The organism is Nonomuraea soli (genome assembly GCF_013761175.1).
Lineage (GTDB): Bacteria > Actinomycetota > Actinomycetes > Streptosporangiales > Streptosporangiaceae > Nonomuraea > Nonomuraea soli.
The window spans coordinates 465,768-489,950 of sequence record NZ_JACDUR010000007.1; the positions used below are offsets into that span (position 1 = coordinate 465,768).

Genomic DNA, 24,183 nt, shown 5'->3' on the forward strand with positions numbered 1-24,183 from the left:
CGGGCCTGTGGGGCGGTCGAGCACACGGGGCGTCGGGGCGCACGGGGCGTCGGGCCTACGGGGGTCGGGGCCTGCGGGGCGCTCGAGCACACGGCGTGTCGAGCACACGGCGTGTTGGTCCTATGAGCCGCCGGGTCGGGCCCATGAGGCGGGTGGGGCCGTGAGGCGGTGGGGTCGCGACGCAGTGGAGCAGTGGAGCCGTGGAGCGCCTGGGGGCAGCGCACGAAGCGCGCGGCCGTCGCCGCCGCTCACTCCCCAGCTCGGCGAACCCCCCGCACCTCGCGGTCGATCGCCCACGCGTCCGCCACGGGCCCCACGTGCGCGAGCTTCTCGGGGTTGATCACCGCCCGGATCGTCTGAACCCGCCCCTCCATCACGTCCAGCGCCAACGCGTACAGCACCTTCCCCTCCCGATCACGGAAGATCGCCCCCGGCTGCCCGTTGACCTCGCGCGGTTCACTCACCACCCCAACCGCGACCATCCGAGGAAAGACCGACGCCATCAACCGAGCCACGTTCCGCGCACCCCCGACGGCCCTGGCCAACTGCGGCGCCTTGCCGCCGCCGTCGCCCACCAGCGCCACATCGGCCGCCAGCAGCTCCTGCAGCGCATCGACGTCCCCCTCGTGGAGGGCATCGAAGAAGCGTGAAGCCAGTGCCTCCCGCTCCCGCCGATCCGCCTCGAAACGGGGCCGCCCCTCGGCCATGTGACGACGCGCCCGCACCACGAGCTGCCTGCACGCAGCCTCCGAACGCCCGACCGCAGTCGACACCTCGGGGAATCCGAAGTCGAACACCTCCCGCAGCACGAAGACCGCCCGCTCAAGCGGAGACAGCCGCTCCAGCAGAACCATGGCGGCCATCGACAGCGAGTCGGCCAGCTCCGCCGCCCGCTCCGGGTCTTCGTACGGGTCGGCGAGCAGCGGCTCGGGAAGCCACGGCCCGACGTACGCCTCGCGCCGGGCGCGGGCCGAGCGCAGAACGTCGATCGAGATCCTCGTGACCGTGGCAGACAGGAACGCCTTGGCCGACCGCGCCGCCGTCGGCGAGGCCTCGAAACGCAGCCAGGTCTCCTGCACCGCGTCCTCGGCCTCACTCACGCTGCCCAGAATCCGGTAGGCGAGCGAGAACAGCAGCGGTCGCAGCTCTTGGAACTCCTCGGCCTTGCCGCCCATCAGAGCTTCCTTCCTGCCCGATCGTCATCACGGTAGACCAGAGGTCAGGCGGTGAACGAACCAGGGCCGAAGCGACCCCACGCGACGAACGCCGCAATCAGGAGATAGAACACATTCACGGCTACAAGGGCGAACTCCTGGCGCCGCCCGTGGGTGATCATCGCGCCGATCATCAACAGCACCCAGCAGCCCGCGGTCACGGGCACCATGATCGGCGCGATGTCCAGGACCGCAGGGAGGATCAAGCCGACGGCGGCCAGGATTTCGAGGGCGCCCAACGTTTTGACGAACCCAACGCTCCGCTCCGCCGTCCAGCCGCCACCGGAGGCGGCCGACAGTTTGTCCTTGGGCACGAACAGCTTGGTGACACCGCCGGCCAGCGCGATCAGGGCCAGCACTCCGGTGGCGATCCATAGTGCGAGGTTCATGGTGTGTGCTCCTTGACCTGAAGTCGTCGTCCTCACCCCTCTAGACGAGACAGCGCCTACGCCAGTGACATCGCCCCTGCCCGAGTCGCCCTCGTCGGGGCGGCCGACGCTCGTTGTCGGGCGTTGGAGTTTGGGGGGCTGGGGCCGGGGGCGTTCGAGCGGCGAGCGTCGAACGTCGAGCGTGGGCCGAGGGGTCGAGGGGTTGAGCGGCCGAGTGGCCGAGGGGCGAGGGGCCGAGGGAGAGGGGCGGGGCACGGGAGGGGCTGGGGCGGGGCTGGGCCGGGAAGCGACGCTTGAGAGGAGTGGCGCGGAGTGGCGGCAGGGCACAGCGGCAGGGGCATGGCGGCACGTGGTGGCAGGGCAGGGTGGCAGGGCAGGGCGGCATGCGCGGTGGGGTGGCGCGGGTACGGCGGGATGGTGGCGTGCGGTGGGTGCCGCCGTGTAGCGAGGAGGCATCGTGGGGCGGGTGGCGCCCTCGGGCGAGGGTTGCGGCGTAGGGAGAGGCGGCGGCGTAGGGCGAGGTGGCGGGGTGGTGGGACGGGGCCGGTGGGGAAGTGGTGCAGTGGGTCGGGGCGGGTCCGGGATAGCGTGGCGGTATGAGCAACGGTTTCGAGACGCTGGCGATCCACGCCGGGCAGGAGCCCGACCCGCTGACCGGCGCGGTCGTGCCGCCCATTTACGCCACCTCCACCTACAAGCAGGACGGTGTCGGCGGGCTGCGCTCCGGATATGAGTACAGCCGCTCCGCCAACCCCACGCGGACGGCGCTGGAGGAGGCCCTGGCCGCGGTGGAGGGCGGGGCGCGGGGTCTCGCGTTCGCCTCCGGGCTGGCGGCCGAGGACACGGTGCTGCGCGCGCTGTGCAAGCCGCTGGACCACGTCGTCATCCCGAACGACGCCTACGGCGGCACTTACCGGCTGTTCGCGAAGGTCAACGAGCGCTGGGGGCTGCACTACGACCCGGTGCCGCTGGGCGACCTCGACGCTGTCGCGGCGGCGGTGACGCCGAAGACGCGCCTCATCTGGGTCGAGACGCCCACCAACCCGCTGCTCGGCATCGCCGACATCGCCGGGCTGGCGCAGCTGGCGCACGACTGCGGAGCGTTGCTGGTCGTCGACAATACCTTCGCCTCGCCGTACCTGCAGAGGCCGCTGGAGCTCGGGGCCGACATCGTCGTGCACTCGACCACGAAGTACGTGGGCGGGCACTCCGACGTGGTCGGCGGGGCGCTCGTGGCGGGCTCCGCCGAGGTGGGCGAGCAGCTCGCCTACCACCAGAACGCGATGGGCGGGGTGGCTGGGCCGTTCGACTCGTTCCTGACGCTGCGCGGGCTCAAGACGCTCGGCGTGCGCATGGACCGGCACTGCGACAACGCCGAGCGAGTCGTCGACCTGCTGACGGCGCACCCTCGGGTGACGCAGGTGCTCTACCCGGGCCTGGCCGAGCACCCCGGTCACGAGGTGGCCGCCAAGCAGATGAAGAGGTTCGGCGGGATGGTCTCCTTCCGCGTCGCAGGGGGCGAGGCGGAGGCGGTGGAGATCTGCAACAGGACCAAGCTGTTCACCCTTGGGGAGTCTCTCGGCGGGGTGGAGTCGTTGATCGAGCACCCGGGGCGGATGACTCACGCGTCGGCGGCGGGCTCCCCGCTGGAGGTGCCCGCGGATCTCGTGCGGTTGTCGGTGGGCATCGAGACCATCGACGACCTGCTGGCCGATCTCAGCCAGGCGTTGGGGTAGTAGGCAGGCCCAGAGATCATGCCCCCGGTCGCGAGGCCGGGGGTTTCTGGTGTGTGGGGGCGGGGCGGATGCCCTCGGCGGTGGCGGTGAGCTCGGCGGCGGCGAAGCGTGGGGCGATGCGGACGGAGAGGGCGACGCCGGGGGTGGGGAGCCAGAACACGTGGGTGGCGTCGCGGAAGGCCTGGTGGGGGCCTATGCGGGTGGCGTGCCAGGTGGTGGGTGGGCGGTCGTGGTGGGCGCTCATGTAGGTGCGCAGGGCGGCGAGGGTGGTCAGGCGGGTGGCGCGGATGACGATCACGGTGAGGTCGACCGTGTGGCCCTGACGGGTGGCGCGTTCCCAGACGCGGGAGGTGAACGTGGCGTCGCCGTCCCCGTCGCCGTCCCCGTCGCCGTCCCCGTCGCCGTCCCCGTCGCCGTCCCCGTCGCCGTCCCCGTCGCCGTCCCCGTCGCCGTCCCCGTCGCCGTCGTCGGGTTCGTAGGTGAAGTCGCTGACGAGAGGGCCGATGCCCGGTGGCAGGTGGGTGATGGCGAAGCCGTCGAGAGGGGGCGGCGGCTGGAGGCTGTTGCGGGCGGGGGATGCTGTGGCCGGGAGCGCTGTGACCAGGAGCACGAGGCCGAGGGCGAAAGCCAGGGCGACGGCGATGGGGGGGCGTGCGTGGGCGGTGCCGCCGGGGAGGGAGCGAGGGGATGCTCTGCACGGGGAAGGGCTACAGGGGGAGGCGTTGCACGGGGTGGCGCTGCGTGGGGTGGCGCTGCGCGGGGTGGCGCTAAGCGACGTGGCGCTAAGCGGGGAAGTGCTGCACGGGGAGGGGGTGCGGGGGCGCATGCACAGAATGGTGTCACGGCCCGAACATGGTCATTTACAGCCTGTGGATAACTGGTGAAGACCGGCGGGGGACGCCGGTCTTCACGCGCGGGCGGATCACTACTCCGGCACGACCATCAAGAACAGGATGACCAGCCAGATCAGCGAGACGATGCCGCTGAGTGCGGCGATGCGGCCGTTCTGGACCTTGGCGTCGTCGCTGGGCGTCTCGTTGGACAGCACCCGTACGGCGATGCGCAGGTCGCGGTCGATCAGAAAAAGCAGCACGAGGGCGACGATGAAAAGCGTCATGGAAGCGGTCATGTACCACTCGCCGAGCTTTCCATCGCCGATCGCGATGCCGGCCCATATGCCGAACAGCAGTACACCCAGGACGCCGATGCTGTAGATCCTGTTCATCCGCTGGAGATTCTGCAGGACGGCGACGTTCTTGGTGCGAATGACGCGGGGAGCCGACATGGTCAGCGCGGTGGAGGGGCCGACGGTGAAGACCGCGACGGCGACGTGCAGCCAGATGAGGACGGAAGGCATGCCGCTGAGAGTAGTCTCCCGGGATCCGCCCAGGAGACTCGACACTCGTTCACTCAGCGGGAGGCGCGTCCACGACCGGGGTCTCCTCGACGTCCGAGGAGTGGTACATGCACGTCTCCCAAGCGATGACAGCGACGACCATCATCAGGACCAGAAGAATCATTGCGATCATAAGGCACCCCTCCTTCCCCGAGACGCTCCGAAATATCGTCCGTAATGACTAGACGCTCGGGCAATCCAATTAGTTCAGCTTGGGTAGGCTGGAGTGCTGCTGTTTTCCCTTACCGATTGGGCACAAAGGAGTGCCGTCGTGGCCGTCAGGCATGTCGACCCCTATTCAGATGAATGGCTCACCCAGCCGACCTCGTACGTCCGCCACGTGATCGACGAGCTCAACGCGAGCGAGTGGTGGATGGGGCCGTGTGATCCGCGCGAGGTGACGATCCTGCTCGGCGACGGGTTCGCGCTGGTGTGGGACGAGGAGAGCGGCTGGAGGCTGGGCGAGTTCGTCGCCGGCGGGCCGGAGCGGCACACGGAGCTGACCGGGGTGCGCTATCTGGGTGGCGGGTTGCTGCCGCGTCCCGCGAGGGTGCCCGACGCGCTCGCCGACGCCCGCGCGGGGGTGGGCGGGTGTACGGCATGGCGGCCGCGTTACCGGTCCCACCGCAACGCCCGCGACGGGTTCGACGTGGCGCTCGACTACTACGGGGGCGCCGGGCATTGAAGGCGGGCCCGGGCATTGAAGGCGGGCCCGGGTACTGAAGGCGGGCCCGGGTACTGAAGGCGGGCCCGGGCACTGAAGGCGGGCCCGGGCACTGAAGGCGGGCCCGCCTTACTGAAGGTGGGTCTCTCAGCGGCGGATCCTGCGCTGGCGCAGGAAGTCGCTCACCACGTACTCTCCAAGCCGCTCAGCGCTGGGAGAGAACACCCGCCCCCCGTTCCGCCGCGCGACCTCGTCCACGAACTCCTTCAGCCGCTCGTCCGCGGCCAGCATGAACACGTTGATCGTCGCCCGCCGCCGCGTCATCTTGTCGATCTCCGCCAGCGTCAGCTCCAGCGTTTCCCGCGACGGCGGCCACTCGAAGGCCGACTGCCCGTTGCGCAGCAGGTGCGCGGTGGGCTCGCCGTCGGTGACGACCAGGACGACGGGTTCGAAGTCGGGGTGCCGGTCGAGGTGCCGTCCCGCGATCAGCAGCGCGTGGTGCAGGTTGGTGCCCTGCACCATGTCCCAGTCGAGTCCCGCCAGCTCGTCGGGCTGCAGCACCCGCGCGTAGTTGGAGAACCCGACGATCTGGACCGCGTCCTGGGGGAACTTGGACGCGACGAGTGTCTGCAGCGCCAGCGCGGTCTCCTTGGCGGCGGCCCAGGTGCCGCGCAGGGCCATGGAGTACGACAGGTCGACCAGCAGGCACACGGCCGCCGCGCTGCGCCGTTCCGTCTCGGCGACCTCGAAGTCGTCGACCGACAGCTGGATGGTGCTGCCCGTGCGGCGGATGCCGTTGACGAGGGTGCGCACCACGTCGATGGGCTGCTCGTCGCCGAACCGCCAGGGCCGGGAGGCGCCGGTGAGCTCGCCTGCGGCGCCCGCGTCGTGCTGGTCGTGGTCGCCGCGGCGGCCGGCTTCCAGGGAGGTGAAGACGCGGCGCAGCGCGGTCTCGCCGAGCCGGCGTACGGCCTTGGGGGTGAGTTCGAGCTTGCCGCGCCGCCGCTGGAGGTAGCCCTGTTCCTCCAGTTCGCGCTCGACGCGCTTGAGCGCCTCCAGGTCGTCGACGGCGGAGCGGCCCAGGGCGCGGCGGATGGAGTCTTCGTCGATGTCGTCGAGGCGGGCGCCCGGGTAGTCCTGCCGCAGTGCCGACTCGAGCTGGTTGAGGTCGGCCAGTTCCTCGAGTGCGGTGACGGCGTCGCCCATGCCCATGGGGTCGTCGCCGGTCATGCGTTCGGGGGAGTTCCACGCCAGGTCGGGCCGCCGGGTCTGGAGTTGCTGCCCGAGGCGGCGCATCTGGTCGGAGAGCCCGGCCTGTTCGAGGGTCTGTGCCATGAGGTTGGCCAGTTCTTCGCGCTGGCGCGGGGTGAGTGAGGCGAGCATGCGCTGGGTGGCGGCGGCGCGCCTGGCGAGCTGGTCGACGAGCTCTTCGAGGTTCCGGGGCTGCTCGGGAAAGAGATCACCATATTTCGACATAAAACGGTCGAAATCTTCTTGCGTGTGCTCCCCCCGCGCATCCGCCTCCAGCATGTCGTTGAGCTCGCCCATCATCTGGCGCACGCGCTCCATCGCCGCCGGATCGGGATTGGCCAGCGCCTCGCGCAACCCGCGGAACTGGCTGTCGAGCACCTCCTGCCGCAGCAGCGCCCGCAGCTCCTCGAACGTCTGCCGCGCCGCCGCCGACCGCCACTCGTACGAGGTCAGCTCCTGGATCGCGCTCGCCGTGTCGTCGGGCAGGCTGTCGAGTTCGGCCTCGCGCAACCGCGCGTCGTCGGAGGGGTCGGGGAACAGCTCGGCCCGCTCCTGCCCGATGGCCTGGTCGAGCAGCGCCCGTGCCCGCTCCAGCGTGCCGTCGAGCCGCCCGCGCTCGCGCAGCTCACGCCTGCGCCGCCGTACCTCGCGCAGCATGTCGTCGAGCCCGCGGTTGTCACGCATGCCGGGCAACCCGCGCTTGAGCAGGTCGCGCAGGGCGTGAACCGGGGTGGAGCCGGACAGGATGGCATCACCCATCTCGTCCAGGGCGGCGCGCACATCGTACGGCGGAGCCAGGGGGTCGGGGCCGTCGTGGTACTCGCCATAGCGGTAGGCCATGCCCTCAAGTTACGTTATTTCCTGATGATCGGCAGAGATGGGGAACTGGCGATCCTGCGCACGGCACTCGAACGCGCCGCGACCAGCCACGGGGGGCTCGTCCTGATCTCGGGCGAGGCCGGCATCGGCAAGTCCACGCTCGTCGCCGAGGCCGTACGGGGCGCCAGGATCGCGGGCGGTGCGTGCTGGGAGGGCGCGCCCGCCTACTGGCCGTGGATCCAGGTGCTCAGGGCGCTCGGCGCCGACGACGGCGTGGTCAGGTCGGCGGACAGCGCCTTCGAGCTGTACGACACGGTGACAGGGCTGCTGGTGGGGGAGAGTCCTCTGGTCGTGGTCCTGGAGGACCTGCACTGGGCCGATCCCGCCTCCCTCAGGTTGCTGGAGTTCGTGGTCCAGCACACCTGGTTCGAGCGCCTGCTGGTGCTGGCCACCCTTCGCCCCGGCGAGGTGGAGCTGAGCCCGGCGCTCGCACTGAAGGCGACGACGGTCACCCCCGGGGGCCTGTCGAGGCGGGAGGTGGCCGAGCTGATCGCCGCGACCACCCGTCACGAGCCTGATGAGGCCCTGGTCGAGCAGATCGCCGAGCGGGCCGGGGGCAATCCGTTCTTCGTCGAGCAGCTGGCGCGCCTGTGGCAGGGCGGCGCGGCCCTGCCCGGCGCCGTCAGCGCGGTGGTGGACAGCCGTCTGTCGCGCCTGCCCGAGCGGGTGCTCGACACCCTGCGCACGGCGGCCGTGCTGGGCCGCCGCTTCCGCGCCGACGTGCTGGGCACGGCGATGGGCAGGGAGGTGGCCAGGGACCTCGACCAGGCCGTCGTGGCGGCGCTGATCGTGCCGGACGCGGGCGGCTTCCTGTTCGTGCACGACCTCATCCGCGAGAGCCTCTACGACTCCCTGACCGACCGTGCGGCCCGCCATGGGGCGGCCCTGCGTGCCCTGGCCGGGGCGCCGCCCGCCGAGCGGGCCGAGCACGCCTTCCTCGCGGGGTCGGACGAGGCGCCCGGCCTGCTGATGGCGGCGGGCCGTGACGCCGGGTCGCGCCTGGCGCCGGAGGAGGCGGCCCTGCACTACGCCCGCGCGCTGGAGCTGTCCCGCGAGCCTCGCGCGCGAGCGGAGATCGGGCTGGAGCTGGGTACGGCCCTGCACCGGGCGGGTGACGTGGCGGGTGCGCGCAAGGCGATGGACGACGCGCTGGGCATGGCACGCGCGCTCGACCAGCCCGACCTGCTGGCGCTGGCCGCGCTGAAGTGCCACGACCTGAACCTCGCCGAGCCCGGCCAGTGGGCGGACTTCGTGCGGCGCGCGCACGGCGAGCTGGTGCGCGACGCCGGGGAGGGCCTCGACAGTGCCGCCCGTGACCTCAGCCTGCTGCTCGCCGAGCAGGCCACCGACGACGAGCAGCTGACCTACGCCCTGCTGTCACGGCTCGGCGCGATCTGGGGCCCCGGCACCCTGGACGAGCGCGGCGAGCTGCTCGACCGGCTGGCCGGGATCGCCCGGCGCGCCGGGGACGGGCAGCTGGCCGTCGACGTGGCCTCCTGGCGTTTCTCGGCCCTGCTGGAGCGGGGTGACCCGCGCTACGCCGAGGCGCACCGCACGGTCCTGGCCCGTGCCGAGCTGCCTGTGCAGCAGCACGAGGCGCTCATCGAGCGCCGCCTGGTGGCCGCGCTCACCGGGCGTTTCGACGAGGCGCAGGAACTCGCGCTGGCCGCCTACGAGCTGGGTGAGCAGCCCGCGATCAGCCGCGACGACCTGCGGTGGACGCAGTTGTGGTCGGTCGAGCTGCTGCGCGGCCGGCACGAGGAGGCCGACGCCGTGCTGGCCGAGATGGAGGCGGGCGGCAGTCTCCACACCGGGCTCTTCCGCGCGGTCACGGCCGTGCAGCGGGGCGAGGCGGCCAGGGCCAGGGCTCTGCTGGCCGAGGTCATGGCCGGCGACGAGCAGTACCTTCGCTGGATGTCGCCGCTGTGGTTGCGTTTCCAGGCGCAGGCCGCCGCGCTCACCGGCGACCCGTCGCTGATCGCGAACGCGCGGGCCGCGCTGGAGCCGTACGCGGGCCAGTGGGCGCTGACGGCGACCATCAGCGTGGACGGTCCGTTCGTGCACTGGATCGCCGTGCTCGACGCCGCGCTCGAACGCTGGGACGAGGCGGCGGAGGGCTTCACCGAGGCCTGGCGGGCCGCCGACCGGCTGGGCGCTCTGCCGTGGTCGGTCGAGGCCCGCGCGCGCCTGACCGAGGTCATGCGGGCCAGGGGACAGGACCCGGCCGAGCTGGCCGCCGAGGTCGAGCGCGACGCCCTGGCCATCGGCATGGCCGTACGGCTTCCGCGCCCCGGCGACCACGTCTTCCGCCTCGACGGCGAGGTGTGGACGTTGTCGTTCGCCGGCAGGACGGTGCGCCTGCCCGACTCCAAGGGCTTGCGCGACCTGCACCTGCTGCTGTCGTCACCGGGGGCGGAGATCTCCGCCGTGCGCATGCTCGATCCGGCCGGAGGCGAGGAGGTCGTCGCGTCGCGGAGCATGGGCGGCGACGCGGTGCTCGACGACACGGCCAGGGCGTCGTACCGCAGGCGGCTGGAGCAGCTCGACGACGAGATCGACCGCGCGGCCGTACGGGACGACACGGAACGGGTGGCCCGCCTCGACCACGAACGCCAGGCGCTGCTCCAGGAGCTGCGCCGGGCGGCCGGGCTGGGCGGGCGCTCGCGGCGGCTGGGCGACGAGGCCGAGCGGGCGCGCAAGGCGGTCACCAACCGTATCCGCTACACGCTGCGCCACCTCGACGAACGCCACCCCGAGCTGGCCGCGCACCTCAGGACGGCGGTGTCGACCGGCGCGACCTGCCGCTACCAGCCGCAGGCGCAGACCGCCTGGCGGCTGTGAAAGCGCCTACCAGGCCGCCTGCTGGACCTGGTGGTCGCGGAAGCGGTCCGCGTTCTCCGCGGCCCACCGCGCGAAGGTGCGGGCGGGCCGCCCGGTGACCGCCTCGACCGTCGGCAGCACGGTCTTGCCCGCTTCGGGCATGTTGAGCCCGAGCTGGACGGCGAACTCGATGTAGTCGGGTTCGGCGCCCCAGGACGCCATCTGGTCGCGCAGCTGCTGCTCGGTGAGCTGCTCGAAGCGCAGCTCCCGGCCCATCGCCCGGCCCAGGATCCGCACCCGCTCCTCGGTCGTGAGAGCCTCGGGGCCGGTGATCATGTAGACCTCGCCCTCGTGCCCGGGGCCGGTGAGCGCGGCGACGGCCACGGCGGCGATGTCGGCCTCGTGCACGACCGCGCTCGGCTGGTTGCCGAAGACGCGCACCACGCCCTCGGCCGCGATCGAGTCGGCCCAGTCGATGTAGGCGTTGTTCATGAACTCGACGCCCTGCAACTGCGTCCACGGGAGATCGGACGCGCGCAGCGCCTCCTCGACGGAGTTCTCCTCCCAGCTGCTGAGGACCGTCGCCCGCCGGACACCGGCCTTGACGGCCAGGGCCACGATCTCGGCGCCCGTCTCCAGGGCCTCGGTGCCGTTGAGGGTGTACAGGTGCACCGCGGTCACGCCCTCGAAGGCGGGGGCGAGGCCGGCCGGGTCGCTGAGGTCGCCGCGGGCCACCTCGACGCCGTCGGGGAAGCTCGCCGCGGCCGGGTCGCGGGTCAGCGCGCGGACCTTCTCGCCGCGCGCCACCAGCTGCTCGACCACGCTGCGTCCCACGGTCCCGGTCGCTCCGGTCACCAGAATCGTCATCTTTCCTCCCAAGGTCTGTGCCCAGGAGGCGCTAAAACGGTTCTAGCGGACCGCTACGCGTCGCCGAAGACCTCCCAGAGCTCGGAGACGTACCCGCTGACCGGCTCGTAGGAGAGCTGGACCAGCACCGGGTACTTCCAGGTCTTGGAGATGCGGTTCAGGTCGGTGTGTGTGCACTGCTTGGTGCCCAGGCCGTCGCGGGAGGCGTTGACGGGCTCGCCGGTCAGCCAGCCGTCGCGGCACTTGGCCGTGACCCGGTAGAAGCTGCTCATCCAGGTGTAGCCGAGCTTGCGGCCCTTGAAGAGCAGGGTGCCGTCACCGGCGCGTGAGGCGGTGCCCTGGACGGTGGTGAACCTGAGCGCGGACGTCATGATCTCGGTCACCCGCGTGGCCTTGGAGCCGGAGTACTCCAGCCGCACGGCCACCGGGCCCTGGCCGAGCGTGAAGGCGAGATCCTTGGCCTTGCACGGGGTCTTGCCGCGGCCGAGCTTGTCGACGTTGACCTCGCCCTCGGTCTCCTTGCGGTCGCAGGCGACGGTGACGCGCCGGTAGGAGGCCTTGGCGTAGTCGAGGCGCAGCTCCTTGGCGCCCTTCTTCAGCTTGAGCGTGTAGCGCTGCTTGGCGTTGGTGGCGGAGGTGGGCAGGATGCGAAGTTTGTTCGTCCCGTCGGCCCAGGCGTAGCCGTACACCACCTTGGGGGCGGTGGTCGGCGCGGCCACGAGGCCGAGGGCGAGGGCGGACACGGCGAGCAGGTGCATAGTGGGACTCCCCCGAGATTGCGGACACCCGTAGGACGCACGAACCCGCCGATATGTTCACGTCCGGTAGACGGTGACCCCGTCGACGTCGTCCTTCGACAGGCGCCGCATCAGGTAGAGCCCTTCGAGGGCGAACTCCAGGGCCGCGGCGGCGTGACCGGGTGACTCCTCCTCCAGCCCCAGGCGCGACATGATCTTCGCCAGTCCCGTCACAGGCCCGATGCGGCGCAGGAGCTCACCCGCGGGCACCAGCTCACCGGACTCGACCTGGTTGCCCTCGGCGAACCTGTCGGTCAGCGCGGCCAGGTCCATGCCGCCCAGGTGGGAGCGGAAGGTCTCGGCGACGGCCCGGCGCAGCAGGTGCGACAGCACCTCCAGCTCCCTGCCCTCCTCGCTGACCTCGAACTCCACCTTGCCGCGCAGGCTGTGCACCACGACGGGCAGGTCGCAGACGCGGGTGACCGGCTGCTCCTCGCCCGTCAGGGCGGCCCTGCGTACGGCGGAGGCGGCGGCGGTCTCCGCGGCGGCGATCGAGAAACGGGCCGAGACGCCGGAACGCGCGTCGACGGCGCTGGACTCGCGCACCAGCCGGGTGAAGCGCGCCAGCACCTCGATCAGGTGGCCCGGCACCTCCGCGCCGATGTCGGCACGTGACTCCTGGCGGATCAGCTCCAGCTCGTCCTCGACGGACCGCGGGTAGTGGGTGCGGATCTCGGCGCCGAACCGGTCCTTCAGCGGGGTGATGATGCGCCCGCGGTTGGTGTAGTCCTCGGGGTTGGCGCTGGCGATCAGCAGGATGTCGAGCGGCAGGCGCAGGTTGTAGCCGCGCACCTGGATGTCGCGCTCCTCCAGCACGTTGAGCAGCGAGACCTGGATGCGTTCCGCCAGGTCGGGAAGCTCGTTGACGGAGAAGATGCCGCGGTTGGTCCGGGGGACCAGGCCGTAGTGGACCGTCTCGGGGTCGCCCAGGGTGCGCCCTTCGGCGATCTTGATGGGATCGATGTCGCCGATCAGGTCGCCCACGCTGGTGTCGGGGGTGGCGAGCTTCTCGCCGTACCTCTCGTCGCGGTGCTTCCAGGCGACCGGCAGCTCCTCGCCCATCTCCCTGGCCAGCCGCCGGCACCGGGTGCACGAAGGTTCGTAGGGGTGGTCGTTGATCTCGCAGCCCTCGACGACCGGGGTCCACTCGTCGAGCAGCCCGGTGACGGTGCGGATGAGCCGCGTCTTGCCCTGGCCGCGCTCGCCCAGCAGGACCAGGTCGTGACCGGCCAGCAGGGCTCGCTCCAGGTGCGGCAGGACCGTGTCGTCGAAGCCCACGATGCCAGGAAAACGGGGTTGCCCTGCCCGGAGCCTGGCCAGCAGGTTCGCGCGTATCTCGGCTTTCACGGTGCGATGGACGTGACCGCTTCCTCGCAACTCGCGCAGATTTCGTGGCTGGTGCACGGAGTCGAGACTACGTGGCTGGCGGGCGGTTCGCATCGTGGCGCTATTTCGGATCTTGACTAATTCGTACGACTGCTTCCCTCCGATATGGGGAGATAGGCAATGTGTCAGTGTTGACGAGTCGTTTCGCCGACGGCCTGTCCGTCGGAACGGACCTGGTGACGGCGGCCGAGTCCGCGGTCGGCCAGGCCCTGTCGAGACTCAGCGGACCCGCCGACCTGGTCTGCTTCTTCGTCTGCGGTGAGGATCCCGACGACGTCACCCTGGCGGGCTTGCGGGCCATGGACGTGGCCGGAGACGCGATGGTCATCGGGTGCAGCGCCACCGGCGTGATCGGCGACGGGCACGGGGTGGAACTCGTTCCCTCGGTGAGCGCCTGGGCCGCCACCCTCGACGGCGCCAGACTGACCACCTTCCAGCTGGAGACCCTGACCGCGGAGGACCGTTTCGTCGTCGTGGGACTCCCGGAGCGACACCCCGACGACCGGGTCGCCATCCTGCTGGCCGACCCCTACAGCTTCCCGACCGACGCCTTCGTCGAGCGCTCGGGCGAGGTCCTCGGCGACCTGCCCCTGATCGGCGGGCTGGCCAACGGCCTGCGCGGGCGCGACTCGGTCAGGCTCTTCGCCGACGGCGAGGTCTACACGGAAGGCGCCATCGGCGTCCTGATCAGCGGCGAGATCAACGTCAGCACCGTCGTCAGCCAGGGCTGCCGCCCGATCGGGCCCACCATGGCCGTCACCAGGGTCGAGGACAACCTGCTGCTGGAGCTGGCCGGGCAGCCCGCGCTGGCCCGCCTGGAAGACATCGTCAGCGACCTCGACGAGGACGACCGCGAGCTGGTGGCCTCCGGGCTGCAGATCGGCATCGCCATGGACGAGTACGCCGAGCGGCACGAACGCGGTGACTTCCTGATCCGCGGGGTCCTGGGCATCGACCCCGAGCGCGAGGCGGTGGCCATCGGCGACGTCGTCGAGATCGGGCGCACCGTCCGCTTCCAGGTGCGCGACGCCGAGACCGCGGACGAGGACCTGCACGCCCTGCTCGACGCCCACCGCGCCCAGCTGGGGCGCATCGACGGGGCCCTGCTGTTCTCCTGCAACGGCAGGGGATCGGCGATGTTCGGCAGCGCCGACCACGACGCCGTGGCCGTACGCGACACGCTCGGGCCGATCGGGGTGGCCGGATTCTTCGCCGCCGGCGAGGTCGGCCCGGTGGCCGGCCACAACCACGTGCATGGGTTCACGGCCTCGGTCCTGGTCTTCTCTTCATGATTCTCGCCATTGACGTCGGTGGCACCAAGATGGCCGCCGGGCTGGTGTCGGACGACGGCACGGTCGCCGGCTCCCGCCGCGTGGCCACGCCCCAGGGCGCGGGAGCCGAGGAGCTGTGGAAGACCCTCCTGGCGCTCGTGGAGCCCTTCGGCCCGGCCGACGCCGTCGGCATCGGCTGCGGCGGTCCGATGCTCTGGCCCTCCGGCGAGGTCTCGCCGCTCAACATGCCCGGCTGGCGCGGCTTCCCGCTGCGGGCTCGGCTCGAGGCGATGTACGGCGAGGCGCGCATCCACAACGACGCCGTGTGCGTGGCGGCGGCCGAGCACTGGCGCGGCGCCGGGCAGGGGAGCGCCAACATGCTCGGCATGGTCGTCTCCACCGGCGTGGGCGGCGGGCTCGTCCTCGGTAACCGGCTGATCGACGGCGGCACCGGCAACGCCGGGCACATCGGGCACGTGGTGGTCGAGCCGGACGGCCCGCCGTGCGGCTGTGGCGGCCGCGGCTGTCTGGAGGCCGTCGCCCGCGGTCCCGCGCTGGTCGAGTGGGCGCTCGCCCAAGGATGGAAGCCGGGAGCCGCCGCCCCGAGCCGGGACGCCGTGCCGTACGAGGAGGACAGGGCCGTCACCGGGCGCACGCTGGCCGACGACGCGAGGGCGGGCGACGAGGTCGCCCTGGCGGCCTTCCGCCGCGCGGGCCGCGCGCTCGGGCTGGCCATCACCGCCGCGACCCACCTGTGCGACCTGGACGTCGTCACCATCGGAGGAGGTCTGTCGCAGGCCGGGAGCCTGCTGTTCGACCCTCTGCACGAGACGCTGCGCGAGCACGCCCGCATGGAGTTCGCCCGGCGCGTCAAGGTGGTGCCCGCGGCGCTGGGACAGGACGCCGGGCTCGTGGGCGCCGCCGCGCTGATCCTGGCCGCCGACCGCTACGCCTGAGTGGTCACCAGTCGAGACCCCACTCCTGGCTGATCCGTTCGAGGATCTCCAGCTGGCGCGGGTTGAACAGGGGCCGGAAATCCCTGCCGCACTCCAGGTCGGCCAGGGCGGTCTCGATCTCCTCCTCCAGGTAGGGCCGGGCCTCGCCGGCCGAGATCTCGGGCATGTACTTGGCGCCCTCGGGGATCTCGGGGAACTGCTTCCTGCCGATCGCCCACAGCCGTGCGTAGACCCCTGCCGAGGCCATCGCGCCGACCTTGCTCGGCAGGATGGAGGTGACCGCGACACCCTCGCCCCGCAGGCACGCGCCGTACGTCCTGGCCAGGGCGACCAGCCGCGGGTCGCCGTCGAGCTCGCGCGAGGCCGCGTCGTCCATCGCTCTCTGCGCCCGCTCGAAGTGGTCGACGAAGCCCTTGACGCTCTTGCCGGTGAGAGCCCGCACCATCTCGATGTAGCAGGCGTCCGAGGCCTCCTGGTAGGCCTCGTTCTGGGCGGGCGACATGTGCTGCCTGATCCGGTCGTTGGGGTTGTTCTCATAGACGGAGGAGGTGTCGGCCTTGAGGTCGTCGGGGTAGACGAACCGCGCGAAGGCCCGGAAGCCGTACGTGGAGCGCACCCGCTTGCCCGCCTCGTAGTCGCCCAGCAGGGCCGCGCGCTCGTCGGCGGAGGGCTCGGGCTGCCGGGGCACGAAGACCTGGTATCTGAAGCCCCTGCGCTCCATGCAGCCGGCCCGGTACTCCTCCTGCTGGCGCTGCCGGTCCGCCATCGAGGTGGGCCGGCCGGCCGGGACCGCCACCGGCGCGGACGAGCACGACACCAGCAGCGCCGCCACCAGCACCGCCACCAGGGCCGGAGCGTTGGCCCTCATTGCTCGGCGCCCAGCCCGTACTCCGCGTTGGCCTGGATGGTCAGCCGGTTGGCCTTGGGGTTGAACACCGCGTAGAAGTTCTTGCCGCACTCCAGGTCCTGGAAGGCCGTGTTGATCTCACGCTCGAAGTGCCTGCGCGCCACCTCGGGCGGGATGGGCGGTACCTCGCCGACGGTCGCGGGGTCGGCGTAGCGGGCCTCGACCTCTTCGAGCTTGGCCGTCCATGCCCGGATTCCGTGGGTGGCCAGGCTCGACGGGTTGTTCTCCGTGACCGGCTGGCCGATGCGGTTGAGACAGTCGGCGAAGAGCGCGGCCTGCACGATCAGCTCCGGGTCGCTGTCGAGCACCTCGTCGACCTTGCGTTGCCTGTTGCTCTCGACCTGCGCGTAGTAGTCGGCGCGCGACCTGGCCGGGACACCGAGCACCTGGCCCACGGCGTTGACGAAGCAGCGCTCGGCGGCCACGTCGTAGGTCCTGCGCTGCGCGGCCGACAGGGCCTTGCGCAGCTCGTGGTTGGGGTTGGAGTCGGGGGTCTCGACACCCTCCGCCGACGGGTCGGTGGTGTGCACGTAGCGGGCGAAGATCCCGAAGCCGTACTTCTCGCGGATCCGCCGCAGCGCGGTGTAATCGCCCTGGGCGGCGCGCCGCCGTATGTCGTCGACGCGTGGCTGTGGCAGGTACGGGACGTACTTGAAGCCCTTCTGCTTCATGCAGTCGGCGATGGCCAGTTCCTGGTCCTGGCGTTTGTCCGTGCCCGCGCTCGTGACCCGCTCGTGGCTCGGCGTCGCGCAGCCGGCGAGCAGGAGCAGCGAAAGGATCAGAAGCGTGGCCTTCATCGCAGAGGGGGGGTCAGAGCAGGACGTGGCGCCGGGCCCTGAGCGGCACCGCGGTGGCCGCCCCGGTGAGCAGGAGCAGGAGCCCCCAGTGGGCCACGTCCTGCCGTCCGGCCGTGGCCATCGTCTCGATGAGCACGGCCGAGGCGGGCAGGAGGTACAGGGCCGCCGCCAGCCCCCAGCGGGAGTCGCCGGTCACGTGGCCGGCGTAGACGGCGGCCAGGAGGAGCACGGTCTCCAGCCCGACCCGGACCACGGCGGCGGGACTGCCCGCCACCAGGTCGAGCCAGGCCGGATCCGTGCCGGCGACCAGGGGCACCGCGAGGAGCCACCACCACGAACGCCGTCGCGGGCGTTCCTCGCGAATGGCCAGCGCCACCAGGCCGAGGATCATGAGCAACCAGGAGGCCAGCGGCGCCAGCGGGCCGCCGTTGCCGTACAGCGCGGGCATGCCCTCCCAGGGCGCGTCGGCGAAGACCGGGAGCAGGGTCTCGTCGAGCCACGGCTTGCCGAGCGTGATCGCGACCACCTTCACGCCGGTGAGCAACGCCAGCGGGATGGCCAGGCCCAGCCGGCCGCGGAGCACGCACAGGACCACCAGGCCCGACATGCCCAGCCATACCGGGACGGACGATGCGTAGGGGATCAGCACCGCGAAGTTGAAGAGGCTGAGCACCATGACACCCAGATGGATGCCATCGGTCCAGGCGGGCCCCTGTGCCGCCTCGACGATCCGGGCGCGTACGCCCCCGAGCACCAGTGCCCAGGCCTCCCTGACCGGAGGGCTGACTCTCGTGGGCTCGGCCCGATCGAGAAGCACACCGAGGAGTTCGTCCCCGTAGTCCGAGCGGTAACCGGTCGGGTAGGCGCGAAGCAACCACCGGTATCGGCGCTCGAGCCGACTCATGAGAAGGTCGCCCCGAGTGTGCGTCTGGTGACCACGGAGGCCGCTTCCTGCATACGTTTGGCCTCGGCCTGGACCAGGCCGCTGCCCTCTTCCGTGATGCGGAAGTAGCGGCGTTTGCGCCCGTTGACGACCTCTTCGCGCTCCACCACGATCACGCCGCTTCCGGCCAGACGGTCGAGCGCGCCGTAGAGGGTGCCGACCGCGAGGATGATCCGGCCCTGCGACAGTTCCGCCACCCTCTTGAGGATCGCGTGCCCGTGGAGCGGACCGTCCAGGAGCGCCGCGAGCACGAAATACGTCTGCTCGCTGACGGATGATCCCCTTGACATGCCGGAAACATAATTCGTTGCGCGTAGTATCGTCAAGTCAATCCAGGGGGTGCCTTCGATACCGGTACGGCAACGCCGCCGAGGCCACGGTGACGAAGGTGAGCAGGCCCCAGTAGGCCAGGTGCTGACGCGACAGGAAGTCGAGGTGCTGGGCCATCTCGGTGGACAGCACCAGCAGGTAGAGGGCGGAACCCAGGGCCCAGCGCGGATCGCGCGAGACGTGGCCCGCCCACGCGCCCAGCGTGATGAGCGCCGCCGCAAGGACCAGCCGGTTGAGGCTCAGGGGGAAGATCTCCCCGCCCTCCGAGATCCACTCCGGGCCCGCCCAGGCGACGAGGGGAAGCGCCGCGAGCCACCACGCGGACCGCGTGTGCCGTACACCTCGCAGGATCGGCAGCGAGGCGGCTACCAGGGCGTAGCCCGCGGCGACGGCGAGGGGACCCGTGGTGGAGTGGAGCGGGCGGCCGGTCAGGAAGTCGGGGTAGACCGGGATGAGGGTGAGCTCGAAGAGCTGCGCGCCGGCCGCGATCGCGGTGGCCTTCGCGCCCGTCACGACGACCAGGGGCAGGGCCAGGAGGGTCCGGCCCCGCACGATGGCCAGCAGGGCGGCCAGCGACACGACGACCCAGATCGGGAGCGAGCCGAGGTACGGCAGGAGCGCCGCGGTGTTGACGACCATGATCGCCGTGATGCCCAGGTGCAGGCCGTCCCGCCACGGGTTGCCTCTGGCCAGCTCGTGCACCCTGGCCTGCAGGCCGCCGGAGACCAGGCCTACGACCTCCCGGGCCTCCGGCACCCGGCGGCCCGGGCCGGCGGAGTCGAGCAGCAGGTCGAGGAGCTCCCCGCCGTGCGCCGTGCGGTAGGCGCGCGGATAGCACCGCAGTAACCAGCGGTAGCGGCGCTCGAGCACCGTCATGCGTAGTTGCGGTTGACGACCAGGGAGGCGGCCTCCAGCATGCGCCTGGCCTCGGCCTCCAGGATGCTCTTGCCCGACTGGGTGATGCGGAAGTAGCGGCGGCTGCGGCCGTTGACGATCTCTTCGCGGTCGACGAGGATCACGCCGCGGTCGCTGAGGCGCTCAAGGATGCCGTAGAGAGTGCCGACGGAGGGCTTGACCCTGCCGTTGGACAGGTCGGTGACCACTTTCATGATCGCGTGTCCGTGGAGCGGGCCGTCGAGGAGTGCGGTGAGCACGAAGTACATCGGCTCGCTGACTTCGTCGGTACCCCTGGGCATGTGGCTGAACATAACACGGGAAAGGGCCTACCTGACCTGGCCGCCAGCGGCCATCCAGGTCAGGATCGCCTCGCTCTGGCCGCGCAGGAGGTGGCCGGATTCCGGCAGCCACCGCACGGTCGCGCTGGGCGCCCGCTCCTCGACGATCTTCCTGGTCCGGTCCGCGTCGATCATGGCGTCACGGCCGCCGAGGACGACCAGCATCGGCCGGTCGGTCAGGGGGAGCGTGGGAAGCGGGTCCCGCCTGGGGCGGAAGTGCGTGAAGATCAGCAGGATGAAGTCGGCCGCGTCCTGGTCGACGCTGCCCAGCGCCACGCGCAGCGAGCGCTTGAGCCCCCATCGGCCCAGGGGCGCCAGGGCCAGCGCCTTGAGCGCGAAGCTCGGCCGCATCCTGCCCAGCCCGCCGGGATTCAGCAGCACCAGGTGCTCCACCTTCGCGGGCCTGCGCAGGGCGTAGTCGAGGGCGACGAACCCGCCCAGCGATTCGCCGATCAGGCTCGCCCTGGTGAGGCCCAGTCCCTCGAGTACGCCGTCGAGCCACCTGGCGTGCCCGTCGGAGCCGAGATCGTGCCGCAGCTCGGGGCTCAGCCCCGGCTCTCCCGGCAGGTCGACCGCGTAGACGCGGTAGTGCTCGGCGAGCGCGGCGACCTCCGAGGCCCAGCCCACGCTGGTGCCGCCTGAACCGTGCAGCAGGATCAGCGGGGGAGCGCCGGAAGGCCCGCTGGCCACCACCGACGCCTCTGGCAGCTCGATGCGCTCGTACGGCACCGGCCAGTGCTCCATCAGCTTCCGGTAGGCCTGGTGGATCCGCTGTCTGCCCGTTTCCGACTTGAAGATCATGCCATCGCCCCGATCAGCTTGATCAGGTCCGCCGTGATGCCCGGCTCGCCGAGGAGGACCACCTTCAGCCGGCCGCGCTCGGTGTCGTAGACGGTCTGCGCCTGGACCGACTGGCCGCCGCGCAGCGCCGCCATGAGGTGCGTCGAGATCCGGTCGGCGTCGTCGGGGCTGATGGCGTCGATCTGCACGATGCTCGAGACCTCGACGTGGCGGCGCGTGCGGACCGGCTCGTCGTCGACGGGCAGGCCGGTGAACGCCTCGAGATCCTCACGCGTGATCCGGTACTGCTTGCCGATGCGGACGGCCTTCAGCTTGCCGTCGCGCACGTAGTTACGGACCGTGCGGACGTGCAGGTCCAAACGGTCAGCGACCTGCTCGATCGAGAAGTACATGCACTTTTTATACCCTATCTTCCAGGAAGATAGGTAATTATGGGGAGTGTTACGTCAGTTGGCGGCAGGCTTCTTCGCGGTGAACAGCCAGGCGTCGAACAGGGAGTCGAGCTGCTTACCCGACACCTTCTCCGCCAGCGCCATGAACTGCGAGGTGGTGACGTTGCGGTAGCGGTTCTGCGCGGTCCACTCCTTGAGCAGCTTGAAGAACGCCGGGTCGCCGATCGCCTCGCGCAGGGCGTGCACGGTCATGCCGCCCCTGGTGTAGACCGACTCGTTGAACAGGTCCTTGGGCCTGGCCTTGCCCGGAGGGTAGGCCCACATCGGGTGGGAGGCCGCGCGGGCGAAGTAGCCCTGGAAGATCGCGTCGGCCGACTCGCGTCCCGTGTGCTCCGACCACAACCACTCGGCATAGGTGGCGAACCCCTCGTTCAGCCACAGGTCGCTCCACCGCTTGATGCTCAGGCTGTTGCCGAACCACTGGTGGGCCAGCTCGTGGGCGATGATCGCCTCGTCGGGGTCGAAGCCGCCGTACATCGGCTTGGTCTGGTTCTCCAGCGCGTAACCGGCGGAGAAGTTGTCGACCACGCCGCCGGTGGAGGAGAACGGGTAGGGACCGAAGACCGTGCTCCAGTAGTCGGTGATCTTCCCGGACCAGGTGTAGAGGTTCTCCAGCGACGAGCGGAACCGCGGGTCGACGGCGGCCAGGTTGACGATGCCGGAGGCGGTCTTGCCCTGGCGCATGTCGAACTTGCCGAGCGTCATGGTCGCCAGATAGGTGACCATGGGGTGCTTCTCGCTCCAGGTGTAGGTGGTCTTCTCGCCCGAGGTCACCGGCTGCCGCGTCATCTCGCCGTTGGCCAGCGCGACCAGGCCCTTCGGCACGGTGATCTCGAAGTCGAACCTGGCCTTGTCGGCCGGGTGGTCGTTGGCGGGGAACCACGTCTTGGCGCCGTTCGGCTCGCAGGTGACGAAGGCGCCGTCGTCGGTCGGGATGAAGCCGTAGGTGCCCAGGTTGCTGGAGTCCTCGACCGGCTTCGGCTTGCCCGAATACTCGATCGCCGCGGTGAACCTGGCCTTGTCGTCGATCGGCGTGGCCGGGGTCAGCGTCAGCTCGTCGCCCGATCGGCTGAAGGTGGCGGGCTTTCCGTCGATCTCGACCGACTCGACGTCGAGCCCGGCCAGGTCGAGGTTGAAGGCCGCCAGGCGCTGCTTGGCGACCGCCTGGATGGTCGCGGTGCCGTCGAGGTGCTTGCGTGCCGGGTCGTAGGCGAGCTTGAGCCCGTAGTGGGCCACGTCGTAGCCGCCGTTGCCGTCGAGCGGGAAGTCGGCGTCGCCGATGCCGGGAGCGCCGTGCTCCGTCGACTCCGGCTGCTGCTTCTGCGACGCGGGAGGCGGCACGGTGTCACCGCTGGAGGGGGAGCACGAGAGCACACCCAGCAGGGATACACCGACCAGCGCGCACGATGACCTCATGAAACCAGAAGCCTACGCGAGGTGAGCGAAAGGATCAGGCATCTACGACGAGCGTCTTGCCCGCCTTGTCGTGCACGGCCTGCTTGCGGTCGTCGAACAGGATGAATCCCAGGTCGATGAGGGTGCCGACGCAGCACAGCCAGCTCATGAGCTCGCGCACCAGCTCGCGCACGGCGATCTGCCCGACGCTCGCCTTCGAGCCGTCGACGGCGACGACCCGCATGCCGAAGACCTTCTTGCCCACGGTCTGGCCGTTCCAGAAGGAGTGCAGCAGCCAGAAGTAGAGGAAGCCGATGATCGACATCGGGATGACGTGCTCGACCGGAACCCGTTCCCAGATCTCCAGGTTGGAGTTCCACACCTCCTGGTAGCTCGTCCAGCCGAAGGGCGAGGAGACGATGGACACGATGATCATGTCCAGGATGCCTGCGAAGAGTCGCCGCCAGCGACCCGCGAGTGGTGCCATACCGCCAAGATCACCACTCGCGGGTCAAGGAAAACTACAGGTTGCCCCTACGTTCCTGCTCGCGCTCGATGGCCTCGAACAGCGCCTTGAAGTTGCCCTTGCCGAAACCGAGCGAGCCGTGGCGCTCGATGAGCTCGAAGAAGACCGTCGGGCGGTCCTGGACCGGCTTGGTGAAGATCTGCAGCAGGTAGCCGTCCTCGTCGCGGTCGACGAGGATCTTGCGCTTCTTCAGCTCCTCGATCGGCGCGCGGACCTCGCCGATGCGCGCCCGCAGCTCGGGGTCGTCGTAGTAGGAGTCCGGCGTGTCCAGGAACTGCACGCCCGCCGCCCGCATGTGGTCGACGGTGGTGAGGATGTCGTTGGTCGCCAGCGCGATGTGCTGCACGCCGGGGCCGCCGTAGAAGTCCAGGTACTCATCGATCTGCGACTTCTTCTTGCTGATCGCCGGCTCGTTGAGCGGGAACTTGACCTTGCGCGTGCCGTCCGCCACGACCTTCGACATCAGCGCGGAGTACTCCGTGGCGATGTCGTCGCCGACGAACTCGGCCATGTTCGTGAAGCCCATGACCCGCTGGTAGAACGCCACCCACTCGTCCATCTTGCCGAGCTCGACGTTGCCGACGCAGTGGTCGACGGCCTGGAACAGCCGGCCCGTCTTCGTCGCGGGCGCGGCCACCAGCGGCTCGGCCGGCACGTAGCCGGGCAGGTAGACGCCGGTGTAGTTGGAGCGGTCGACCAGGGTGTGGCGCGTCTCGCCGTAGGCGGCGACGGCGGCCATGACGACCTTGCCGTTCTCGTCCTCCAGTGTGTACGGCTCGGCCAGCCCGCGGGCTCCCTGCGCGACGGCGTGGGCGTAGGCGGCCTCCACGTCCGGCACGTCGATGGCCAGGTCGATCACCCCGTCGCCGTGCTCGGCCACGTGCCGGGCCAGCCACGTGCCAGGACGGACCGACGAACGCAGCTCGAAGCGGGCGCCGCCCGAGGTCAGGACGTAGGCCACCTCCTCACGGCTGCCGTTCTCCGGGCCACGGTAGGCCACCAGCTTCATGCCGAAGGCGGTCGAGTAGTAGTGCGCGGCCTGCTTGGCATTGCCCACCGCGAAGACCACGGCGTCCATGCCGTTCACCGGAAAATTGTCGCTCATAAGGGCCACTCTCGAATTCGATGGGCTTCTTGTGCAACAGTTACTTAAAACAGTGGACAATGTGCC

General features: G+C 70.6%; 25 protein-coding genes. 5 read left to right on the forward strand and 20 right to left on the reverse strand.

Translation table 11 applies throughout. The features are described 5' to 3' along the window. Positions 1-248: 248 nt before the first annotated feature. Both HNR30_RS34745 and HNR30_RS34750 read right to left on the reverse strand, forming a co-directional pair. A complete protein-coding gene (locus HNR30_RS34745; RefSeq protein WP_181614331.1) occupies positions 249-1,175 on the reverse strand; it encodes an RNA polymerase sigma-70 factor in 927 nt (308 codons plus the stop codon). 44 nt (positions 1,176-1,219) lie between these two features. Next, positions 1,220-1,603 carry a DoxX family protein gene (locus HNR30_RS34750; RefSeq protein ID WP_181614332.1) on the reverse strand — a complete coding sequence of 128 codons (384 nt, stop codon included), beginning with the start codon at positions 1,601-1,603 and terminating at the stop codon, positions 1,220-1,222. Positions 1,604-2,199: 596 nt separating this feature from the next. On the opposite strand from HNR30_RS34750, the gene HNR30_RS34755 reads away from it, so the two are divergent. After that, positions 2,200-3,339: a cystathionine gamma-synthase gene (locus HNR30_RS34755; protein ID WP_181614333.1), complete on the forward strand. Its 1,140-nt coding sequence runs from the start codon at positions 2,200-2,202 to the stop codon at positions 3,337-3,339. A 16-nt stretch (positions 3,340-3,355) separates the two neighbouring features. Here the strand turns inward: HNR30_RS34755 and HNR30_RS34760 are convergent, their stop codons facing one another. From HNR30_RS34760 to HNR30_RS49605, 3 genes are all read right to left on the reverse strand, one after another. Next, a complete protein-coding gene (locus tag HNR30_RS34760; RefSeq protein WP_181614334.1) occupies positions 3,356-3,949 on the reverse strand; it encodes a hypothetical protein in 594 nt (197 codons plus the stop codon). A 315-nt stretch (positions 3,950-4,264) separates the two neighbouring features. Next, positions 4,265-4,696, reverse strand: a complete 432-nt coding sequence (locus tag HNR30_RS34765) for a hypothetical protein (RefSeq protein ID WP_181614335.1) — start codon at positions 4,694-4,696, stop codon at positions 4,265-4,267. A 49-nt stretch (positions 4,697-4,745) separates the two neighbouring features. Then, positions 4,746-4,868 carry a hypothetical protein gene (locus HNR30_RS49605; protein ID WP_281389895.1) on the reverse strand — a complete coding sequence of 41 codons (123 nt, stop codon included), beginning with the start codon at positions 4,866-4,868 and terminating at the stop codon, positions 4,746-4,748. 138 nt (positions 4,869-5,006) lie between these two features. Here HNR30_RS49605 and HNR30_RS34770 point away from each other — a divergent pair, with 138 nt between their 5' ends. Continuing rightward, entirely contained in the window at positions 5,007-5,420 is a 414-nt protein-coding gene (locus HNR30_RS34770; protein WP_181614336.1) for a DUF6292 family protein, read from the forward strand. Positions 5,421-5,546: 126 nt separating this feature from the next. On the opposite strand, the gene HNR30_RS34775 is transcribed toward HNR30_RS34770, so the two are convergent. Continuing rightward, positions 5,547-7,490, reverse strand: coding sequence for a vWA domain-containing protein (locus HNR30_RS34775; protein ID WP_181614337.1), 1,944 nt, complete (start codon positions 7,488-7,490; stop codon positions 5,547-5,549). Between the two features lie 24 nt (positions 7,491-7,514). Between HNR30_RS34775 and HNR30_RS34780 the strand changes: the two genes are divergently transcribed. Continuing rightward, a complete protein-coding gene (locus tag HNR30_RS34780; RefSeq protein WP_181614338.1) occupies positions 7,515-10,370 on the forward strand; it encodes an ATP-binding protein in 2,856 nt (951 codons plus the stop codon). Between the two features lie 6 nt (positions 10,371-10,376). On the opposite strand, the gene HNR30_RS34785 is transcribed toward HNR30_RS34780, so the two are convergent. Genes HNR30_RS34785 through HNR30_RS34795 form a run of 3 tightly spaced genes read right to left on the reverse strand, consistent with a single transcriptional unit; the run spans position 10,377 to position 13,453 of the window. Continuing rightward, positions 10,377-11,216 carry an NmrA family NAD(P)-binding protein gene (locus HNR30_RS34785; RefSeq protein WP_181614339.1) on the reverse strand — a complete coding sequence of 280 codons (840 nt, stop codon included), beginning with the start codon at positions 11,214-11,216 and terminating at the stop codon, positions 10,377-10,379. Between the two features lie 53 nt (positions 11,217-11,269). After that, a complete protein-coding gene (locus HNR30_RS34790) occupies positions 11,270-11,974 on the reverse strand; it encodes a hypothetical protein (protein ID WP_181614340.1) in 705 nt (234 codons plus the stop codon). Between the two features lie 57 nt (positions 11,975-12,031). After that, positions 12,032-13,453 (reverse strand): sigma 54-interacting transcriptional regulator, encoded by a 1,422-nt coding sequence (locus tag HNR30_RS34795; protein ID WP_181614341.1) that lies wholly within the window; start codon positions 13,451-13,453, stop codon positions 12,032-12,034. 77 nt (positions 13,454-13,530) lie between these two features. Here HNR30_RS34795 and HNR30_RS34800 point away from each other — a divergent pair, with 77 nt between their 5' ends. Further along, positions 13,531-14,691, forward strand: a complete 1,161-nt coding sequence (locus tag HNR30_RS34800) for an FIST signal transduction protein (protein WP_181614342.1) — start codon at positions 13,531-13,533, stop codon at positions 14,689-14,691. Then, complete coding sequence (locus HNR30_RS34805; protein ID WP_181614343.1) at positions 14,688-15,626, forward strand: ROK family protein; 939 nt, start codon at positions 14,688-14,690, stop codon at positions 15,624-15,626. Before HNR30_RS34800 ends, HNR30_RS34805 begins: the two co-directional genes overlap by 4 nt. A gap of 4 nt (positions 15,627-15,630) precedes the next feature. Here the strand turns inward: HNR30_RS34805 and HNR30_RS34810 are convergent, their stop codons facing one another. Genes HNR30_RS34810 through hppD form a run of 11 tightly spaced genes read right to left on the reverse strand, consistent with a single transcriptional unit; the run spans position 15,631 to position 24,117 of the window. Then, positions 15,631-16,494, reverse strand: coding sequence for a hypothetical protein (locus tag HNR30_RS34810; protein WP_181614344.1), 864 nt, complete (start codon positions 16,492-16,494; stop codon positions 15,631-15,633). Beyond that, entirely contained in the window at positions 16,491-17,330 is an 840-nt protein-coding gene (locus HNR30_RS34815) for a hypothetical protein (protein ID WP_181614345.1), read from the reverse strand. The genes HNR30_RS34810 and HNR30_RS34815 overlap by 4 nt, the downstream gene beginning before the upstream one ends. A 13-nt stretch (positions 17,331-17,343) precedes the next feature. After that, positions 17,344-18,234 (reverse strand): hypothetical protein, encoded by an 891-nt coding sequence (locus HNR30_RS34820; protein ID WP_181614346.1) that lies wholly within the window; start codon positions 18,232-18,234, stop codon positions 17,344-17,346. Further along, the gene (locus HNR30_RS34825) at positions 18,231-18,563 is read right to left on the reverse strand and encodes a PadR family transcriptional regulator (RefSeq protein WP_181614347.1); all 333 of its coding nucleotides are present in this window, start codon (positions 18,561-18,563) and stop codon (positions 18,231-18,233) included. The genes HNR30_RS34820 and HNR30_RS34825 overlap by 4 nt, the downstream gene beginning before the upstream one ends. Before the next feature lie 37 nt (positions 18,564-18,600). Next, positions 18,601-19,479 (reverse strand): hypothetical protein, encoded by an 879-nt coding sequence (locus HNR30_RS34830; protein ID WP_181614348.1) that lies wholly within the window; start codon positions 19,477-19,479, stop codon positions 18,601-18,603. After that, the gene (locus HNR30_RS34835) at positions 19,476-19,799 is read right to left on the reverse strand and encodes a PadR family transcriptional regulator (protein ID WP_246379898.1); all 324 of its coding nucleotides are present in this window, start codon (positions 19,797-19,799) and stop codon (positions 19,476-19,478) included. The genes HNR30_RS34830 and HNR30_RS34835 overlap by 4 nt, the downstream gene beginning before the upstream one ends. Positions 19,800-19,826: 27 nt before the next feature. After that, on the reverse strand, positions 19,827-20,639 hold the full coding sequence (locus HNR30_RS34840; RefSeq protein WP_181614350.1) for an alpha/beta fold hydrolase: 813 nt from the start codon (positions 20,637-20,639) through the stop codon (positions 19,827-19,829). Continuing rightward, complete coding sequence (locus HNR30_RS34845; protein WP_181614351.1) at positions 20,636-21,031, reverse strand: helix-turn-helix domain-containing protein; 396 nt, start codon at positions 21,029-21,031, stop codon at positions 20,636-20,638. Before HNR30_RS34845 ends, HNR30_RS34840 begins: the two co-directional genes overlap by 4 nt. 54 nt (positions 21,032-21,085) lie before the next feature. Next, positions 21,086-22,507, reverse strand: a complete 1,422-nt coding sequence (locus HNR30_RS34850; protein WP_181614352.1) for a M1 family metallopeptidase — start codon at positions 22,505-22,507, stop codon at positions 21,086-21,088. Positions 22,508-22,541: 34 nt separating this feature from the next. Beyond that, positions 22,542-22,973 carry an RDD family protein gene (locus HNR30_RS34855; RefSeq protein WP_220134318.1) on the reverse strand — a complete coding sequence of 144 codons (432 nt, stop codon included), beginning with the start codon at positions 22,971-22,973 and terminating at the stop codon, positions 22,542-22,544. A gap of 34 nt (positions 22,974-23,007) precedes the next feature. Continuing rightward, on the reverse strand, positions 23,008-24,117 hold the full coding sequence (gene hppD / locus HNR30_RS34860; RefSeq protein WP_181614354.1) for a 4-hydroxyphenylpyruvate dioxygenase: 1,110 nt from the start codon (positions 24,115-24,117) through the stop codon (positions 23,008-23,010). Between the last annotated feature and the right edge of the window lie 66 nt (positions 24,118-24,183).

Excerpts from the sequence above, each read along its gene's own strand:
- HNR30_RS34745 (WP_181614331.1), bottom strand. The coding sequence starts at position 1,175 with ATGGGCGGCAAGGCCGAGGAGTTCCAAGAGCTGCGACCGCTGCTGTTC.
- HNR30_RS34750 (WP_181614332.1), bottom strand. The coding sequence starts at position 1,603 with ATGAACCTCGCACTATGGATCGCCACCGGAGTGCTGGCCCTGATCGCG.
- HNR30_RS34755 (WP_181614333.1), top strand. The coding sequence starts at position 2,200 with ATGAGCAACGGTTTCGAGACGCTGGCGATCCACGCCGGGCAGGAGCCC.
- HNR30_RS34765 (WP_181614335.1), bottom strand. The coding sequence starts at position 4,696 with ATGCCTTCCGTCCTCATCTGGCTGCACGTCGCCGTCGCGGTCTTCACC.
- HNR30_RS49605 (WP_281389895.1), bottom strand. The coding sequence starts at position 4,868 with ATGATCGCAATGATTCTTCTGGTCCTGATGATGGTCGTCGCTGTCATC.
- HNR30_RS34775 (WP_181614337.1), bottom strand. The coding sequence starts at position 7,490 with ATGGCCTACCGCTATGGCGAGTACCACGACGGCCCCGACCCCCTGGCT.
- HNR30_RS34780 (WP_181614338.1), top strand. The coding sequence starts at position 7,515 with ATGATCGGCAGAGATGGGGAACTGGCGATCCTGCGCACGGCACTCGAA.
- HNR30_RS34785 (WP_181614339.1), bottom strand. The coding sequence starts at position 11,216 with ATGACGATTCTGGTGACCGGAGCGACCGGGACCGTGGGACGCAGCGTG.
- HNR30_RS34790 (WP_181614340.1), bottom strand. The coding sequence starts at position 11,974 with ATGCACCTGCTCGCCGTGTCCGCCCTCGCCCTCGGCCTCGTGGCCGCG.
- HNR30_RS34795 (WP_181614341.1), bottom strand. The coding sequence starts at position 13,453 with ATGCGAACCGCCCGCCAGCCACGTAGTCTCGACTCCGTGCACCAGCCA.
- HNR30_RS34805 (WP_181614343.1), top strand. The coding sequence starts at position 14,688 with ATGATTCTCGCCATTGACGTCGGTGGCACCAAGATGGCCGCCGGGCTG.
- HNR30_RS34810 (WP_181614344.1), bottom strand. The coding sequence starts at position 16,494 with ATGAGGGCCAACGCTCCGGCCCTGGTGGCGGTGCTGGTGGCGGCGCTG.
- HNR30_RS34815 (WP_181614345.1), bottom strand. The coding sequence starts at position 17,330 with ATGAAGGCCACGCTTCTGATCCTTTCGCTGCTCCTGCTCGCCGGCTGC.
- HNR30_RS34820 (WP_181614346.1), bottom strand. The coding sequence starts at position 18,234 with ATGAGTCGGCTCGAGCGCCGATACCGGTGGTTGCTTCGCGCCTACCCG.
- HNR30_RS34825 (WP_181614347.1), bottom strand. The coding sequence starts at position 18,563 with ATGTCAAGGGGATCATCCGTCAGCGAGCAGACGTATTTCGTGCTCGCG.
- HNR30_RS34830 (WP_181614348.1), bottom strand. The coding sequence starts at position 19,479 with ATGACGGTGCTCGAGCGCCGCTACCGCTGGTTACTGCGGTGCTATCCG.
- HNR30_RS34835 (WP_246379898.1), bottom strand. The coding sequence starts at position 19,799 with ATGCCCAGGGGTACCGACGAAGTCAGCGAGCCGATGTACTTCGTGCTC.
- HNR30_RS34840 (WP_181614350.1), bottom strand. The coding sequence starts at position 20,639 with ATGATCTTCAAGTCGGAAACGGGCAGACAGCGGATCCACCAGGCCTAC.
- HNR30_RS34845 (WP_181614351.1), bottom strand. The coding sequence starts at position 21,031 with ATGTACTTCTCGATCGAGCAGGTCGCTGACCGTTTGGACCTGCACGTC.
- HNR30_RS34850 (WP_181614352.1), bottom strand. The coding sequence starts at position 22,507 with ATGAGGTCATCGTGCGCGCTGGTCGGTGTATCCCTGCTGGGTGTGCTC.
- HNR30_RS34855 (WP_220134318.1), bottom strand. The coding sequence starts at position 22,973 with ATGGCACCACTCGCGGGTCGCTGGCGGCGACTCTTCGCAGGCATCCTG.
- hppD (WP_181614354.1), bottom strand. The coding sequence starts at position 24,117 with ATGAGCGACAATTTTCCGGTGAACGGCATGGACGCCGTGGTCTTCGCG.